The 15,348-nt window shown below is 66.6% G+C and carries 17 protein-coding genes, 2 tRNA genes and 1 pseudogene; 14 read left to right on the top strand and 6 right to left on the bottom strand.

Annotated features, from left to right (window positions below):
- Nucleotides 1-330: 330 nt before the first annotated feature.
- From SVA_RS20390 to SVA_RS05335, 11 genes and pseudogenes are all read left to right on the top strand, one after another.
- Nucleotides 331-433 (top strand): annotated as a pseudogene (locus tag SVA_RS20390) (pilin); the annotation flags it as partial.
- A gap of 14 nt (nucleotides 434-447) precedes the next feature.
- The gene (locus SVA_RS05380) at nucleotides 448-795 is read left to right on the top strand and encodes a pilin (protein WP_231971891.1); all 348 of its coding nucleotides are present in this window, start codon (nucleotides 448-450) and stop codon (nucleotides 793-795) included.
- Entirely contained in the window at nucleotides 765-2,828 is a 2,064-nt protein-coding gene (locus SVA_RS05375) for an O-antigen ligase family protein (RefSeq protein ID WP_148665391.1), read from the top strand. Before SVA_RS05380 ends, SVA_RS05375 begins: the two co-directional genes overlap by 31 nt.
- A gap of 19 nt (nucleotides 2,829-2,847) precedes the next feature.
- Nucleotides 2,848-2,923: transfer RNA gene (locus SVA_RS05370), tRNA-Ala, on the top strand.
- A gap of 107 nt (nucleotides 2,924-3,030) precedes the next feature.
- Nucleotides 3,031-3,106, top strand: a tRNA-Arg gene (locus SVA_RS05365).
- A gap of 15 nt (nucleotides 3,107-3,121) precedes the next feature.
- A complete protein-coding gene (ccmA, locus tag SVA_RS05360; RefSeq protein WP_197703381.1) occupies nucleotides 3,122-3,820 on the top strand; it encodes a cytochrome c biogenesis heme-transporting ATPase CcmA in 699 nt (232 codons plus the stop codon).
- Entirely contained in the window at nucleotides 3,817-4,497 is a 681-nt protein-coding gene (gene ccmB / locus SVA_RS05355; protein WP_179948810.1) for a heme exporter protein CcmB, read from the top strand. Before ccmA ends, ccmB begins: the two co-directional genes overlap by 4 nt.
- A 138-nt stretch (nucleotides 4,498-4,635) precedes the next feature.
- Complete coding sequence (locus SVA_RS05350; RefSeq protein ID WP_096462833.1) at nucleotides 4,636-5,367, top strand: heme ABC transporter permease; 732 nt, start codon at nucleotides 4,636-4,638, stop codon at nucleotides 5,365-5,367.
- Entirely contained in the window at nucleotides 5,364-5,531 is a 168-nt protein-coding gene (ccmD, locus tag SVA_RS05345) for a heme exporter protein CcmD (RefSeq protein ID WP_096459892.1), read from the top strand. Before SVA_RS05350 ends, ccmD begins: the two co-directional genes overlap by 4 nt.
- A complete protein-coding gene (gene ccmE, locus SVA_RS05340) occupies nucleotides 5,528-5,974 on the top strand; it encodes a cytochrome c maturation protein CcmE (RefSeq protein ID WP_096459889.1) in 447 nt (148 codons plus the stop codon). The genes ccmD and ccmE overlap by 4 nt, the downstream gene beginning before the upstream one ends.
- Nucleotides 5,971-6,519: a DsbE family thiol:disulfide interchange protein gene (locus SVA_RS05335; RefSeq protein ID WP_096459886.1), complete on the top strand. Its 549-nt coding sequence runs from the start codon at nucleotides 5,971-5,973 to the stop codon at nucleotides 6,517-6,519. Before ccmE ends, SVA_RS05335 begins: the two co-directional genes overlap by 4 nt.
- Here SVA_RS05335 and SVA_RS05330 read toward each other — a convergent pair whose 3' ends face one another.
- The 6 genes from SVA_RS05330 to SVA_RS19725 all read right to left on the bottom strand — a co-directional run bounded on the left by SVA_RS05330 (nucleotide 6,520) and on the right by SVA_RS19725 (nucleotide 12,496).
- Nucleotides 6,520-7,389 carry a TPR domain-containing protein gene (locus tag SVA_RS05330; protein WP_096459884.1) on the bottom strand — a complete coding sequence of 290 codons (870 nt, stop codon included), beginning with the start codon at nucleotides 7,387-7,389 and terminating at the stop codon, nucleotides 6,520-6,522.
- 1 nt (nucleotide 7,390) lies between these two features.
- The gene (locus SVA_RS05325; protein ID WP_096459881.1) at nucleotides 7,391-7,837 is read right to left on the bottom strand and encodes a cytochrome c-type biogenesis protein; all 447 of its coding nucleotides are present in this window, start codon (nucleotides 7,835-7,837) and stop codon (nucleotides 7,391-7,393) included.
- A complete protein-coding gene (locus tag SVA_RS05320; protein WP_096459878.1) occupies nucleotides 7,837-9,834 on the bottom strand; it encodes a heme lyase CcmF/NrfE family subunit in 1,998 nt (665 codons plus the stop codon). The genes SVA_RS05325 and SVA_RS05320 overlap by 1 nt, the downstream gene beginning before the upstream one ends.
- A gap of 285 nt (nucleotides 9,835-10,119) precedes the next feature.
- Nucleotides 10,120-11,184, bottom strand: a complete 1,065-nt coding sequence (gene lptG, locus SVA_RS05315; RefSeq protein WP_096459875.1) for an LPS export ABC transporter permease LptG — start codon at nucleotides 11,182-11,184, stop codon at nucleotides 10,120-10,122.
- A complete protein-coding gene (lptF, locus tag SVA_RS05310) occupies nucleotides 11,181-12,281 on the bottom strand; it encodes an LPS export ABC transporter permease LptF (protein ID WP_169923977.1) in 1,101 nt (366 codons plus the stop codon). The genes lptG and lptF overlap by 4 nt, the downstream gene beginning before the upstream one ends.
- Nucleotides 12,278-12,496, bottom strand: a complete 219-nt coding sequence (locus SVA_RS19725) for a hypothetical protein (protein WP_169923976.1) — start codon at nucleotides 12,494-12,496, stop codon at nucleotides 12,278-12,280. The genes lptF and SVA_RS19725 overlap by 4 nt, the downstream gene beginning before the upstream one ends.
- Between SVA_RS19725 and SVA_RS05305 the strand changes: the two genes are divergently transcribed.
- Genes SVA_RS05305 through SVA_RS05295 form a run of 3 tightly spaced genes read left to right on the top strand, consistent with a single transcriptional unit; the run spans nucleotide 12,495 to nucleotide 15,330 of the window.
- Complete coding sequence (locus tag SVA_RS05305; RefSeq protein WP_096459869.1) at nucleotides 12,495-14,009, top strand: leucyl aminopeptidase; 1,515 nt, start codon at nucleotides 12,495-12,497, stop codon at nucleotides 14,007-14,009. The two genes, SVA_RS19725 and SVA_RS05305, sit on opposite strands and share 2 nt — an antisense overlap.
- Nucleotides 14,006-14,431 (top strand): DNA polymerase III subunit chi, encoded by a 426-nt coding sequence (locus SVA_RS05300; protein ID WP_096459866.1) that lies wholly within the window; start codon nucleotides 14,006-14,008, stop codon nucleotides 14,429-14,431. Before SVA_RS05305 ends, SVA_RS05300 begins: the two co-directional genes overlap by 4 nt.
- A gap of 11 nt (nucleotides 14,432-14,442) precedes the next feature.
- Complete coding sequence (locus SVA_RS05295; RefSeq protein ID WP_096459862.1) at nucleotides 14,443-15,330, top strand: hypothetical protein; 888 nt, start codon at nucleotides 14,443-14,445, stop codon at nucleotides 15,328-15,330.
- The last annotated feature ends 18 nt before the right edge of the window (nucleotides 15,331-15,348 follow it).

Below are 15,348 nucleotides of genomic sequence, written 5' to 3'. Positions count from 1 at the left end.
CTGCGGGGCCGGTTCCGAACCCCGAAATCGCGACGAGCACAACGAATCGGGCGATCAACGTAGTGCCCGCCCCCAGCCACGCACCAATCCGGTGGCATATTCCCTGCATGATTTTACGCCGATACGTTCGCGTATCGGCGGCCGCACCCGGACCCGCGTTGACATCGGGACGGGCGCTGCTAAGTAAAACCAAGTGGAGGATGTTCCGGAAAGCATCGGCCCGGAAGGGACTCGCCAAGGGCCAAATGCTCAACCAAGAACGGTACCACAGTGAGTGGGCCGGTTATTTCCGGGACGCCCTCGTTCAACGAGGTTAAAACTGGAGGCAACATGAGAACAGTCCAAAAGGGTTTCACCCTCATCGAACTGATGATCGTGGTGGCCATCGTCGGCATTCTCGCCGCGATCGCGCTGCCCGCTTATCAGGAGTACATCGCGCGTTCCAAGGTGTCTGAGCCGCTCGCGTACCTCGACGGCGCCAAGGCTTCGGTTGCGGAGTTCGTTGCCAGCAACCCCAACCCGCCCGCGGATGCCGATGAAGCCGGCATCAACACGGCACCGAACGCGAACTACATCAGCGCGATGGGGTACTCGTTCGATTCCAGCGCCAGCCTGGTGCGCATCAGTGCCACGATGCAGAACATCAACGGCGTGCTGAACAGCGAGAAGGTCGGCCTGCAGGGTGAAGTTGACACCGACAACAGTATTCGCTGGACCTGCGTGACTACTATTTCCGGCACGGATGTGAAGTTCATTCCGAGCAATTGCCGGACGACCGACGCCAGTCTCCCGTAACCTGTCACGGAGCTTGGGAAAAGCCAGCGATTTCGCTGGCTTTTCTTTTTTCTGGAACCCGCAAACAACAACTGAAGCTCGCCTTGTCGGACGCTCAGCAATCTCCGCAGCACGGGAGCGTTCCACCGGTCTCCGTCTGGCTCCTGTTCCTCAGCATCGTTGCCTCGGCCTTCTACCTCGGGCCCGCCCATAACCTGCACGTCTTCTCGCTCACTGCCGCGCTGCTTGCAGCCTGGCTGGTCGCCGCGGTCCGCTGGTCCGGATGGACCGGGTTTCAGCCGATTTCTCTTCTCGCCATCGCTTATCTGGCTTGGCTCCTGATCTCGCCCGCGTGGAGCATCTATCCACACATCTCCTGGCTGCACGCGCTAACGCTGGCGGCGCTGCCGGTGTCGTTTCTCGCGTGGCCGCTGCAGGGAGACAGCGACGCTTCCTGGCGAAAGCTTTGGCGGGCCTTGGTGGTGGCTGGCGCCTTCCTCGCCGTGTGGGCGGCCGTCGATTACGTCTATTTCCACGAGCGCGCGCACGGTCCGTTCAACGATCCGAACGCGTTCGGCGCCCTGCTCAACATGCTTCTCCTGCCACTGACCTATCAGTATTTTCGCGGCGAGACGCCGCGAGGTTTCAGCCCGAAGGTCGTGCTCGGCATCGCCCTGCTTCTGATCGCGGCGCTCTTCATGTCGCAGTCGCGCGGGGCGCTTTTGGCGCTTGCGCTCACGTTGCCGCTCGCCGCATGGGCGGCCCGCGGTATAGCCGGAGCGCGACCGCGCATAATTCGCTTCCTTGCGCTTGCGGCCTTTGCCTACCTTGCCGTGGGTTGGTCGCCGGCAATACGGTCCCCGGAGCCGCAGTCGGGCATACCTTCCCAACCGGCCGCCTACATTCAGGCGGATGCCTCCGTGCGTGAACGCTTATTGTTGTGGGAGGGGACCTGGAAGATATTCGTTAACGAGGGAGCGCCGATAATCGGTACCGGCTTGGGTACTTTCAAGACCCTTTACGCCGCTTATCGTTCGCCCATGGACACCTCAGCGGGCAACTTCGCTCACAACGACTATCTCCAGGCCCTTCAGGAAGGCGGGGTTGTCCTCTTCATTTTTCTTCTGCTTTTCACGGTTGCGGTGCCCGTCTGGCTTTTCGGAAGAGCAATGGCGCGAAACCCTTCCTGCCGAGACTCTTGCGGCTTGCTTCTCGGCATCGCCGCCATTTCGTTGCATGCGTCCGTGAACTTCATCCACAACGTACCGGCGTTGATCCTGCTGACCGGACTGTTCCTCGCCCGCTCGTGGGAAGTTGCATTTCCAGCGAAGACGAGCGGCCTCCTCCCTGGAAAGCCGGCACGCGCCGCACTCAGGGCAATGGGTATCGCGCTGCTCCTCCTTGCCACCGTCAGCCTCGTGATCGATGGGTTGATCTTCAAGATCTACTCGGACAGCAGGCCGTGGATATCGCGGCTGGACAGCACGATGCAGTTTCGGTTGTCAAACGTGCTGTCCGCTGTTCGATCATCAAACCTTGCGCCCCGCGAATGGCTCATATGGTACTTCGTCCGCCGTGCCGAATCGGCCCTGACGCGGGAAGAGCGCCTTTACTATTGCGAACACGCGATGAAGGAAGCCGAGCGCTTTGCCGAATACGGCCCTGGCATGCCGTTTTCCCAGTTCTATCTGGCAAGGGTTCATATCGCCTCCGGAGACCCGAATCGCCTTGCGCCTGCGCAGGCGCTTCTTGAAGAAGCGCTCCGCCGCCTTCCGACCGCCAGCGTGATTCGATTGGAGCTGACTAAACTGTACGTACGGAGAGGGGAAGAAGGAAAGGCGTACGAGGTGTCCAAGGGCGTAAAGCAGTGGGCGTCCATAGAGACCGACTTGGGCAGCTTCGCTTCCCTTGCCCGAGAAGTGCACCAATTGGCCGGGCGACGGGGAGATACGGAGGAGATGAAGCGCTGGGCCAGGGTCCTTGAAGAACTGGACCATCCGCCTTCTGCTGCTTCCTCGCTCGGCCCACGGATGACCAAACCATCGGGCTTGTAATACAATTGCGAGCACTCACGGGGCGGTAGCTCAGCTGGGAGAGCGTCGCGTTCGCAATGCGAAGGTCGGGAGTTCGATCCTCCTCCGCTCCACCAAATCCCGTTGATCCTGATCAAGGCGGAACCCGCCCGGGTTCCGCCATCCTCACGATCCCCGGCAGTCGTCTGCGGCACCCCCTCATTTCCGCTAGAATTCGCCCGACGCCCCGGTAGCTCAGTGGATAGAGCAGCCGCCTCCTAAGCGGCAGGTCGGACGTTCAATTCGTCTCCGGGGCACCAGTTTGCGAGGAACCTGTGAAAGCGAGCGATCGTCTGGAGATCCGTGACCTCTGCTGCACGCGCGGCGATCGCCCGCTCTTCAGCGGCCTTTCCCGAACCGTCCGTCCCGGCGAGCTGCTCCACGTGGTCGGCAGCAACGGCAGCGGCAAGACCACCCTGCTGCGCACGCTCTGCGGCCTCTCGCGTCCGGCCGAGGGCGAGATCCGCTGGAAGGGCCGGGCGGTACGGGAGCTCGGCGACGAGTACCGGGCGGACCTTCTCTACGTCGGCCATCAGGATGGCGTGCAGGGCGAGCTGACGCTGGCCGAGAACCTGCGGGCCCAGGCGTGCCTCGAGGGGCCGACGGAGCCGGCGGCCATCGAGGCCGCTCTCGAGCGCGTGGAGCTCGCGGCCCGCGGACGCTTCCCGGCGAAAATTCTTTCCCAGGGACAGCACCGGCGGCTCGCACTGGCCCGACTCGCCCTGCTCGAGCGCGTGATCTGGATTCTCGACGAGCCCTTCACCGCACTCGACACCAAGTCGTGCCGAGTCGTCACCCGACTGCTCGACGAGCACCTCGAGGGCGGCGGCCTGGTGGTGCTGTCCTCGCACCAGGAATTCGAGCTGGCCGGTCGCGCCAGCCGCATCGACCTCGACCGCGTCCGGGCGGCCGCGAAGACGCGGCGGTCGAGCGCCGCGTCGGCTTCCGCCGTCATCGACCACCACGCGACGTGAGCGCTTCCCTTTTCTCGGCAGCGCTCTGCGTGGCCCGGCGCGACCTGACCGCCGCGCTGCGACGCGCACAGGACGTGCTGACGCCCGTCATCTTCTTCGCGATCGTGGTCAGCCTCTTCCCGTTGGGCGTCGGTCCCGAGCCCGGCGTACTGGCGACCCTCGCCCCCGGCGTCGTCTGGGTCGCGGCGCTGCTTGCGACGATGCTCTCGCTCAATCGCCTGTTCGCGAACGACTACGCCGACGGAACGCTGGAGCAGCTGCTCCTCGCTCCCCATCCGCTCGGGGTGCTGGTCCTCGCGAAGGTCGCCGCGCACTGGCTGTTGACCGGTCTGCCGCTCGTCCTGCTGTCGCCGCTCCTCGCCCTTCAGATGCAGCTTCCCGCGGCCGGCATGCCGGCCCTGGTGCTCTCGCTGCTCCTGGGGACGCCGGTACTGAGCCTCCTCGGCGCCACCGGAGCGGCGCTCACGCTCGGCCTGCGCGGCGGCGGCGTTCTGGTTTCGCTGCTGGTGCTGCCGCTATATACTCCCGTCCTCATTTTTGGCGCCGGCAGCGTCGCGGCGGCCGTCACCGGTCTAGACACCGAAGCGCACTTTTCCCTTCTGGGTGCTTTCCTGGTTCTGGCGTTGAGCTTCGCTCCCTGGGCCACTGCCGCCGCCCTGCGCGTCTCGCTCGATTGAATGAGAATCGTGCGCGGCACGCTCGGCTCGCTTCCCTCTCTCCTCGAGAGCGAGGGAATGAGGGAGAGTGGGAAGATCGACCTGTCCCGCTAGTCCCGGGCGGGATACGTGCAGCTGGTGAAGGTAGTCGAGATCGACATGTACAAGTACGCGTCGCCCAAGCACTTCTATCCCCTGGCCGGCCGGCTGGTTCCGTGGCTCGCCGTCCTCACCGTCGTTCTTCTGGCGGCCGGCCTCTATCTCGCTCTCTTCGTCGCCCCGCCCGATTACCAGCAGGGCGAAAGCGTCCGCATCATGTTCATCCACGTGCCGGCCGCCTGGATGTCGATGTTCATTTATGTGCTGATGGCGGGGGCCGGTGCCGTCGGTCTGGTCTGGAACACCAAGCTCGCCGAGGTCGCGGCCCGCGCCTGCGCCCCGATCGGCGCTTCGTTCACCCTGCTCGCGCTCGCGACCGGATCGCTCTGGGGCAAACCGATGTGGGGCACGTGGTGGGCGTGGGACGCCCGCATCACCTCGGAGCTGATCCTGCTCTTCCTGTATGTCGGGTTCATGGCGCTGCAGGCGGCGATCGACGACCCCAAGCGCGCCGCGCGGGCTGCGGCGATCCTCGCGCTCGTCGGCGTGGTCAACATCCCGATCATTCACTTCTCGGTCGAATGGTGGAACACGCTGCACCAGCCGGCCTCGGTCGGCCGGATCGGCCGGCCCGCCATCCACCTGAGCCTGCTCCTCCCGCTTCTCGTCATGGCGCTGGCGTTCAAGGCCTATTTCGTGACCGTCCTGCTCATGCGCATGCGGAACGACATCCTGGAGCGCGAGCGCCATACCTCCTGGGTGGCCGAGATCCTCGGAACGAAAGCCGCATGAACTGGTCCGACTTCTTCGGCATGGGGGGTTACGGCTTCTACGTGTGGACGTCGTATCTCCTGGCGGCCGTGATCCTCTGCGTCAACGTGCTGCTTCCGCTCCTGCGGCGAAAGTCGGTGCGGCAGCGGCTCGAGGAGTACCAGCGTCTGCGGGACGACACATGAAAGCACGACACAAACGACTCGCCATTATCGTCATCGGCGTCGCCGGGCTCACGCTCGCGTCGCTCTTCGTGTTGAACGCGTTTCGGAGCAACCTGGTGTTCTTCTACTCGCCGACCGAGGTGCTCGAAGGCAAGGCCCCCGTCGACCAGCCCTTCCGCATCGGCGGGATGGTGGAAACGGGCAGCGTGCGCCGTTCCCCCGACGGGCTCAAAGTGGATTTCGTGGTGACCGACGGCCACAGGCAGGTGCCGGTCTTCTACCAGGGAATCCTTCCGGACCTGTTCCGCGAGGGGCAGGGCGTGGTCGCGCAAGGGCGATACGGCGAGGGTCGGTTCGTTGCGAGCGAAGTGCTGGCCAAGCACGACGAGAACTACATGCCCCCGGAGGCCGCTCAGGCGATGAAAGGCGGCTCCTACGCGGTGGGCGACAAGGCGTCGCGGTGAAAAAATTCGCGATTCCCGTCGTCGTCTTTGCGCTGATCGGGCTGCTGCTCGCCTACGGCCTCCGGCTCGACCCGCGCAAGATCCCCTCACCCCTGATCGACAAGCCGCTGCCGGCGTTCGCGCTGCCGGTGGTGTCCGACCCCGCGCGCACGGTCGCCACGGCGGACCTGCGGGGGCGGGTCTATCTGCTCAACGTCTGGGCATCCTGGTGCGTCGCCTGTCGCGAGGAGCATCCGCTTCTGGTCGAGCTGGCGAGGACGCGAACGGTGCCCATCATCGGCCTCAATTACAAGGACAAGCGCGAAGACGCGATGCGGTGGCTGAAGACGCTGGGTGATCCTTACGAGCTCAGTCTCGCTGATCTCGAGGGGCGCGTGGGGATCGAGCTTGGGGTGTACGGCGTGCCGGAAACCTTCCTGATCGACCGCGACGGCGTGATCCGTTACAAGCACATCGGTCCGGTCACGCCACGGACGCTCAACGAGGTTCTCCTGCCCAAGGTGGCCGAGCTGGGCGGCAGGATCCCCGCCGTCAGCAACCGCTGATCAGCGCGCTGGGTCGGGCTGCCCGCGCGCCGTATCGATCGCCCGCCGCACCTGCGGCTCGACCTCGCTTCCGGGCGGAAGAATCTTCAGAAGGCTCTCCCAATACCGGACAGCCTGCTTGAACTCCGAGGCATTGTAGGAAGCAAGGCCGAGCACCCAGAGGGCCCCCGGATGCTCGGGCTCCATCTGGTGGAGACGGCGAAACAGCGCCACGGCTTCCGGAGACGGATCGCCTGGATTCTCGGAGACGAGAAAACCGGCGTAGGCCGATAGAATTTCCGCATCGTTCGGTGCCAGCTTGTGGGCGCGGGCGTAGGCCGCGCGCGCCTCCTCCCACCGCTCGAGCACCTGGTAGGCGCGACCGAGCCGCGCCCAGCCCTCCGGGTCGTCCGGCTGCTGCGCGAGCCGTTGCTCGAGACGCGCGACCATCTCCATCACCATCGGCGGCAGGCCGGCAGTCGCGCCGCCGACCTCGGGAAGCTGCGCGAGCGTCACACGATTCGTGACGTAGTAAAGCCCGCCCGCGAGCAGCGGCACGGCGAGCGCGAGCACGATGACGGCCGCGCCCCACAGGCTGCGCGTTTCCTGTCGATCCGCCTTGGGGTTCTCTTCGCACCGCTCGAGCTCCTTGAGGGTCTGCGCCAGCTCGGCCTCGACCCGCCGGCGCTCGTCCGCGACGACGGCCGGGTCCATGTTGCGATCGCCGGTCTCGACATCGAGCTCGTTGAGCTGCACGAGCAGCCGGTCGCGGAGCTGGACCAGCTGCGTCGTTCCCTCGCGAAGCGCGACGCGAGGACGCTTGAGGGGCCAGGCGATGAACCAGACGGTGGCGCCGACGACCAGCGCCGCGAGCACGATGAGAACGGTCATGTCAGTCCTGCGAGCGGGCGGCGCGCACGCGCGCCAGGTCCTCTTCGGAGAGCTCCGGCGGCGGCGGGAGCGGCCTGCCCTGGCGTCGCTTGATGTAGGCGAACGCGAAGAGCGCGAGCCCGATCAGGACCAGCGCGGGCGTCACCCAGAGGACGAAGCCCGGCCCCTGGTACGGCGGCTTCAGCAGCACGTAGTCGCCGTAGCGGGCGACGAAATAATCGACAATCTCCTCGCGCGTCTTTCCCGCCGCCAGCTGCTCCCGAATGATGGCGCGCATATCGCGCGCGAGATCGGCGTTCGACTCCGAAACCGGCTGATTCTGGCAAACCGCGCAGCGGAGGTCCTTGGCGATCTCCAGCATCCGGCGTTCCAGCGGGTCCTCGGACACCGGCGCGCTCGTCGCGGGCGCAGCGACCAGAAGCAGGAACAGGAGCCACGCCCGGCGCATCACTTCACCGCAACGGCGCCTGCCGGAGCCTCGGCGCCCGCCGCTCGTGCCTTCCGCCGCCCGCTCAGCGACAACGCGAGCCCGCCCAGCAGGAAACCGCCGCCGAACCAGATGAACTGCACCAGGGGGTTGACGTACACGTGCACGCCCCAGCGGCCGTCGCCGACGGGCTCGGCCAGGACGACGTAGACGTCGCGCAGGGGCGTGGAGTGTATGCCCGTTTCGGTCATCGGCGCCTCCTGACGGGGATAACGCCTCCTTTCGGGCGTGACCACGCCGCCGGATCCGTTCAGCACGAAGGCGCCTTCGGTGCTTTCGTAATTCGCGCGGCGGAAGGTGCGCACACCCTCGAAACGCAGCCGTTCGCCGGCGATCACCAGCTCCTCGCCGGGACCCATCACCACCGCGGCTTCCGAGCGAAAGAGGCCCGAACCGATGAAACCGAGGGTCATGATGACGATCCCGAAGTGCACCACCATGCCCCCGTAGTGCCGGCGATTGCCGAGCACCGTCTTCAGGGCCGCCCTCCCCCACGGCTCGCTCAACTGGACGCGGCGCTGCCGGATCGCACGGAGGTAATCGGTGATGAGCGCGGCCGCCGCGAACAGCGCGAGCCCGGCGCCCACCGGGGCCGTCCAGTGGCGACCGCCGAAGACAAGGACCGTCGCCACGGCCGCGACGATGCCGACGATCGCCGGCCACAACAGGCGGTGCCGGAGGCGCTCGACGTTCGCCTTGCGCCACGGGACGAGCGGTCCGATCGCCATGAGCAGGATCAGGACCAGGAAGATCGGCACCAGCACGGTATTGAAGTACGGCGCCCCGACGGTGATCTTCATGCCGGTAAACGCATCGAGCGCGAGCGGATAGAGCGTCCCGAGAAGCACGCAGGCGCACGCGACCGTGAATATCACGTTGTTCCAGACGAAGAGCGACTCGCGCGAGAGGAAGGAGGTGATCGCCTCCTCCGCCTGCTGGTACCGCCCCTTGGCGAGGAAGATGCCGAAGGAGACGCCGAGCACGAGCGTCATGAAGGCGAGAATATAGGCGCCGCGCCCCGGATCGACGGCGAAGGCGTGCACCGAGGACAGCACGCCGGAGCGCACCAGGAAGGTGCCGAGAAGCGAGAGCGAAAAGGTGCTGATGACGAGAAAGATGTTCCACGCGTGGAGCATGCGCCGGCGATCCTGGACCGTGATCGAGTGCACGAGCGCGGTCGCGAGCAGCCAGGGCATGAAGGAGGCGTTTTCGACCGGATCCCAGGCCCAGTAGCCGCCCCAGCCGAGCTCGTAATAGGCCCACCACCCTCCGAGCAGGATTCCCGTCGTGAGGAATCCCCAGGCGACGAGCGCCCAGCGGCGGATGTGTCCGATCCAGAGCTCGCTCTTCCAGCGCGTAAGCAGCGCCGCCATCGCGAACGCGAACGGCACGGATGTCCCGACGTAGCCGAGGTAGAGCATCGGCGGGTGAAACACCATCCCGGGGTCCTGCAGCAGCGGGTTCAGGTCCCGCCCGTCCGGCGGCATCGGGATCAGTCGTTCGAAGGGATTCGAGAGGAACAGAATGAGGCCGAAGAACCCGATGACGAGCCAGCCCTGCACGGCGAGGATCACCGGCAGATGCTGCGGATAGTGGCGGCGGCCGTGCCACGCGACGATCGCGGTGTAGAGCGTGAGCACCCAGACCCAAAGGTAGAGCGAGCCTTCGTGTCCGCCCCAGAGCGCCGCGACCTTATAGAAAAGGGGCAACTGCAGGTTCGAGTTCGCCGCGACGTACTGCACCGAGAAGTTGCTCGACACGAAGGCGTGAATCAGCGCCGCCCCACCGAGGCTCGTCAGCGCGAACACCGCGATGGTGGCGTTCACGCTCATGGCGGCGAGCTGCGGGGCGCGCAGCCACCGCGCGGCAAGCGGCGCCACGGCCTGCACGCCCGCGGCGACGAGGGCCATGTAGGCCGCGAAGTGGCCGAGCTCGACGAGATGCAGCGACAGGTTCAATGGACGGGCCCGGAGGCGGAAGGCCGCGTCATTTTACTTGCAACGGGTGCGCGAGTAAAAAACCGCATACGTCGAAATAATTACTAACAGAAATTGTGGATAAGTATGTGGCTAAATCGCCCGCCGGTTCCTTCCGTCGCTTTGCAAAAAAGCACTCCGCTTACTTTGCGCATTTTTTAAACATGCGCGACGCGCTTCAAAACAGGGAAACGCTTCTCGCACGGGAGTGTGTCTTTTTGGCAAATCGCGGCCGGCATGGGGTTTACCCGCGGTTGTGCACAAGCTTCATGCGTTGCGCCGGAGAAGGACGACCGCAAGCCCGAGAAAAAGCGCGAGGGGCAACACCGCCCCCAGGAGGGGCGGAGCGCCGTAGATCACGCCCAGGTACCCGGCGCTGCGGGTGAGCACGACAAAGGCGAGCCCGATCATGACGCCGATGAAGACGCGCTGCGCGAGCCCGCCGCTTCTCGCCTCCTGGAAGACGAAGGGCGTCGCGAGCAGGACCATGATCGCGGTGGCCAGGGGCATGAACGCCTTTTGCCACATCGTCAGCCGGTAACGCCCGGTTTCCTGGCCGTTCTGCTCGAGATGACGGATATACGCGGAGAGCTGCGCGATGGAGAGCGCCTCGGGCTTGACGGTATAGACCGCGACTACCTCGGGCGTCAGGCGGGCGATCCAGCTCTGCTCGGTGATCGCCTCGGCCTCGACCCGTTCCTCGCTCAATCGCGTCCGCTGTACGCCTTCGAGCCGCCAGCGCCCCTCGTCGTACACCGCGCGCTCCGCGGAGGTCAGCCGGAGCAGGCGGCGATCGGGGGCGAATTCGTATATGGCGACCCGCAGCAGGCTCAGGTCCGGGAGCACCTCGCCGAGACTGACGAAGCTCGCTCCGTCCCGCAGCCACAGGCCCGAGCCCTTCTGCTGGAATCCCGTCGCGAGGGCACGCGCACGGCCGGTCTGCGCCTGGGTCTCCGCGGCCGGCACGACGTACTCGCCCAGGGCCACGGCAAGGAGCATCAGCAGCAGCCCGGTCTTCATCGCCGCCGAAACGATGCGCGCCTTGGAGACGCCGGCCGCGCGCATCGCGGTCAGCTCCGCGTTCAGGGCGAGCGTGGACAGCCCGAGCAGCGTGCCGACGAGCACCGCCACCGGAAATGCCTCGTACAGCTTGCGCGGCTGGCTGAGCGCGACATAGCGCAGCAGCTCATAGCCGCCGAACGTCCCCTTGCCATAGTCGGGAAGCACGTCGACTACGGAGATGAACACGAAGAGCGCGAGCAGCACGCCGGTCACGAGCAGGGTCGCCAGCAGGAGGCTGCGGCCGATATGCCGGTCGAGGATCGCGATCATGCCGCCCTCGCGCGCCGCAAAATCCAGCCGAACAGCGGCTTGTTCGCGCTACGCCGCGCCAGGAAGTGCATGGCGAGCAAGGCGAACGGAACGTGTACCCACCAGAGCCCGAGCCATCCCGGCACCTGCCCCTTGCGGAGCAGCGTTTCGCCGAGCCCGAGCAGGTTCGAGTAGATGAAGTAGACGAGGATCGCGGCGAAGAGGTTCGCCAGTCGCCCGCGCCGGGCGTCCGTGTGCGCCAGCACGAGCGCGAAGGCCGCCAGAACGGGGACGAACAGCGGCTTCGACAACCGCCAGTGCCATTCGGCCAGCGCCGCCTCGTCCCGCGCCGCGAGCAGCTCGCGCGTGGTCATCGCCTGCGCGCGCGTCGGCGGCGGATCGAGCGGCCGCGCCGTGATGCGGACGTGATAGCGCTCGAAGTTCACGACCCGGTAGTCCGCCGCTCCCGGCCTGCCCTCGTAGCCCCAGCCGTCCTTCAGCACGACGAAGCGGTCGCCCGTCTTCCGGTCGATATACGGTTCGCCCTGCGCAGCCAGGACGACACGCGGTCGGTCCGCATCGACGGGGCTCGCGACGAACACATGACCGAGGCGACCGTCGCCCTCGACCCGCTCGGCATAGAGGATCCGACCGCCCGCCGCCGCCTCGGTGAAGCTGCCCGGGGTGATCCCCGCGAGCTCCGGCCGGCGTTCACTCTGCAGCTTCACCACCTCGATCTGGCGGTTGGCAAGCGGCGTCACGTAGAACGAGGCCGCGGCGACCAGCGCGGCGACCAGGACGGCCAGGACGAGGACGGGGCGCAGCAGCTGTGTCAGCCCCACCCCGCACGCGGAGAGGACCGTCATCTCGCTGTCGCGATACCAGCGGCTGAGGGTGAGGAGCGTGCCCAGATAGAGCCCGAGGGGCAGCAGCAGGTCGAGCCGCTTCGCCGTCTGCCAGCCGAGCAGCTTGAGCACGATGGTTTGCGCGAAATCGCCGCGCGCCGCGCGCCCGAGGACCGCGGTGAGGCCGAAGAAGACCAGCACCACCAGCAGGATGACGACGATCGCGGCCGTCGACTGGACCGCTTCGCGATAGAAGGCCCGGTGAACGATCACGGCCCGACGCGCTCCGGGGTTTTTGACAACGGGGAAACAAAAAACGGAAAATGCGGCGCAACCGAGGCCCGCACGGGAAACGTCCCCGATTGGTCCTGATTTCCGATCACGAATGTCGCTAAACGATTGAGCGGCAAGAGGAACGGGTCCCAAAGCGCCGCGGCACTATAGCACAATTCGCCGCCAACCCAGCGTTCGATCAGCCGGAAAAACATGGAATACAGCGTCAAAAGCGGGACTCCCGAGAAGCAGCGCAGCGGCTGCCTCGTCGTGGGCGTGTATGCGGGGCGCAGGCTCTCCTCCGCCGCGCAGCAAATCGACGAAGTGACGGGCGGAGCCGTCGGCCAGGTGCTGCGCCGCGGAGACCACCAGGGCAAGGCGGGTCAGACGCTGCTGCTGCACCATCTTCCCAACCTGCCCAGCGAGCGCGTTCTCCTCGTGGGTTGCGGCAAGGACAAGGAGTTCAACGAAGCGCGTTTTCGCGAGAGCGTCGCGGCGGCGATCGGCGCGCTGAAGGACACCGGCGCGACCGAGGCGACGTCGTACCTCACCGAGCTCGAGGTCAAGGGCCGGGACGTCTTCTGGAAGATCCGCCACACGGTCGAGGCGACCGAGGCGAGCCTGTACCGGTTCGATCAGCTCAAGAGCAAGAAGAACGACGCCAACAACCGGCGCAACCTCAAGCGCATGGTGCTCGCGGTCTCCAAGCGCAGCGACCTGCAGTCCGGCGAGACCGCGATCCGGCAGGGCCTCGCGATCGCCGGTGGCGTGAAGCTCGCCAGGGACCTCGGCAACCTTCCCGGCAACATCTGTACCCCGACCTATCTCGCCGAGCAGGCCGTGGCGCTCGGGAACCAGAACGGCGTGAAGGTCACCGTGCTCGAGGAGAGCGACATGCGCGAGCTCGGCATGGGCGCCCTGCTGTCCGTCGCGCGCGGCAGCCGCCAGCCGCCGAAGCTCATCGTGCTCGAGTACCGCGGCGGCGCCGAGGGCGAGGCGCCCGTGGCGCTGGTCGGCAAGGGGCTCACGTTCGACGCCGGCGGCATCTCGATCAAGCCGGCCGCGAACATGGACGAGATGAAGTACGACATGTGCGGCGCGGCCTCGGTGCTCGGCGCGGTCAAGGCGGCCGCCGAGATCAGGCTGCCGATCAACGTCGTCGGCGTCATCCCGAGCTCCGAGAACCTTCCCGACGGGAACGCCAACAAGCCGGGCGACATCGTCACCTCGATGTCCGGTCAGACCATCGAGGTGCTGAACACCGACGCCGAGGGGCGGCTGATCCTGTGCGACGCGCTCACCTATGTCGGTCGCTACAACCCCGCCGTCGTCGTCGACATCGCGACGCTCACCGGCGCCTGCGTCATCGCGCTCGGCAACCACGCGAGCGGCCTGCTGGCGAACAGCGATGCGCTCGCGCGCGAGCTGCTGAATGCCGGAAAATACACCTACGACCGCGCGTGGCAGCTGCCGCTGTGGGACGAGTACCAGAAGCAGCTCGACAGCAACTTCGCCGACATGGCGAACATCGGCGGACGCGAGGCGGGCGCGATCATCGGCGGCTCGTTCCTCGCGCGCTACACGCGGGACTACAAGTGGGCGCACCTCGATATCGCGGGCACCGCCTGGAAGACCGGGAAGGAGAAGGGCGCGACCGGACGGCCGGTTCCCCTGCTCACGCAGTTCCTGATCAACCGCGCGGCCAAGGAGGGCGTGGCGGCCGAATGACGCGGGTCGATTTCTATCTCCTCCCGGACGCCGACACGGGCGGCAAACATCTCGCGGCCTGCAAGCTCACGCACAAGGCCTACCGGCTCGGGCACGGCGTCTATATACTGACCGGCGGACCCGAGGAGTCGGAGCAGCTCGACCGGCTGCTGTGGACCTTCAGCGCCGGGAGCTTCATTCCGCACGGGATCCACCCGCACACGTCCGGGCCGCCGCTTCCGGTGATCATCGGCCACAGCGAACCCCCCGCCGCCGCCAACAGCGTGCTGATCTCGCTGGCTTCCCAGGCCCCGGCGTTCTTCGACCGCTTCGATCGTGTCGCGGAGCTGGTCGGCGCGAGCGAGGAGGACCGTGCGAGGGGCCGCGAACGCTTTCGCTTCTACCGCGAGCGCGGACACCCGCCGCAGACCCATCAGCTCTGAGTCATCGCGCCATGGCGGACGAGAAGCCCAAGCACAAGCCCTCCCCCAAGCGCACGCTCGAGGAAGTGCTGAAGTCGCTTCAGGACCTGATCCGCAACGACATCGTTTCCCGCCGCGACGCCGACACCGCGCCGTCGTCGCCTCCGGCGCCACCCGCCGGGTCCATCCCGGATGCCTTCGATCGGGCGCTCGACAAGCTCGATGCGCTCATCACGCACGAGCTGATCGAGCCCGCCAGGCACGCGCGCGAGAACCCGCCGATCGACACCGCAGCGCTTCCGTCCGAAGCCGAGTGGCCCCTCGACGAGCCCCCGCCGCCGGAGGATCTGCGTGTTCCGCCGGATACGGGGCCCGTCTCCCGCGGCGCGGCCGGGTCGGAGCGCGAGGACGATGCCGGGGTCGAAGGCACCGTGCCGCGGTACGGGTTGCAGGATGCCCTGCCCTTCGAGGAACCGCCGCCTTCCCTCGCTTCCCTGCTGAAGGAGGAGAAGCGCGAGGAAAGCGATTCGGACGCGGCACCCGCGACACCGGCGGCAACAGCGACCGTCGGGGAGCCGACCGGCAAGGATCGGCCGACGGGCGAAGCCGAAACCGGCGCGGCAAGTGAACCGACCGGGGCGGGGCCTCCCGAAACGGTGTCGCCCTCTTCGTCCGGGATTCCCGGATCGCCGGCCCTCGACGACGGCATCCCGGTGCTTCGCGAAATCGCCGAGCTCGAGGCGGGTCACGAGCTCGCCACGCCGGAGCAGGCGCGCGCGATCGCCATCCGCGTGGTCGCGCGGCTCAACATCGAGCGGCGCAAGGCGGGCGAGCCGCCGCTCGATATCCGCACGATCGAACGCCTGCAGAAGCTGCTCCGCGACGCGCTCGCCCCCGGCGACCCCCCGCGCGGCGCCTGACCGCGTCGCGCAACCCCG

This window comes from Sulfurifustis variabilis, from assembly GCF_002355415.1.
Lineage (GTDB): Bacteria > Pseudomonadota > Gammaproteobacteria > Acidiferrobacterales > Sulfurifustaceae > Sulfurifustis > Sulfurifustis variabilis.
Note: the sequence above shows the minus strand (reverse complement) of the source record. Positions and strands in the feature narration are given on the sequence as shown.

Coding starts and splice junctions, on each gene's coding strand:
- SVA_RS05350 (WP_096462833.1), top strand. CDS start 4,636: ATGTACAAGTACGCGTCGCCCAAGCACTTCTATCCCCTGGCCGGCCGG.
- ccmD (WP_096459892.1), top strand. CDS start 5,364: ATGAACTGGTCCGACTTCTTCGGCATGGGGGGTTACGGCTTCTACGTG.
- ccmE (WP_096459889.1), top strand. CDS start 5,528: ATGAAAGCACGACACAAACGACTCGCCATTATCGTCATCGGCGTCGCC.
- SVA_RS05330 (WP_096459884.1), bottom strand. CDS start 7,389: ATGACCGTTCTCATCGTGCTCGCGGCGCTGGTCGTCGGCGCCACCGTC.
- SVA_RS05325 (WP_096459881.1), bottom strand. CDS start 7,837: ATGCGCCGGGCGTGGCTCCTGTTCCTGCTTCTGGTCGCTGCGCCCGCG.
- lptG (WP_096459875.1), bottom strand. CDS start 11,184: ATGATCGCGATCCTCGACCGGCATATCGGCCGCAGCCTCCTGCTGGCG.
- SVA_RS05305 (WP_096459869.1), top strand. CDS start 12,495: ATGGAATACAGCGTCAAAAGCGGGACTCCCGAGAAGCAGCGCAGCGGC.
- SVA_RS19725 (WP_169923976.1), bottom strand. CDS start 12,496: ATGTTTTTCCGGCTGATCGAACGCTGGGTTGGCGGCGAATTGTGCTAT.
- SVA_RS05300 (WP_096459866.1), top strand. CDS start 14,006: ATGACGCGGGTCGATTTCTATCTCCTCCCGGACGCCGACACGGGCGGC.
- SVA_RS05295 (WP_096459862.1), top strand. CDS start 14,443: ATGGCGGACGAGAAGCCCAAGCACAAGCCCTCCCCCAAGCGCACGCTC.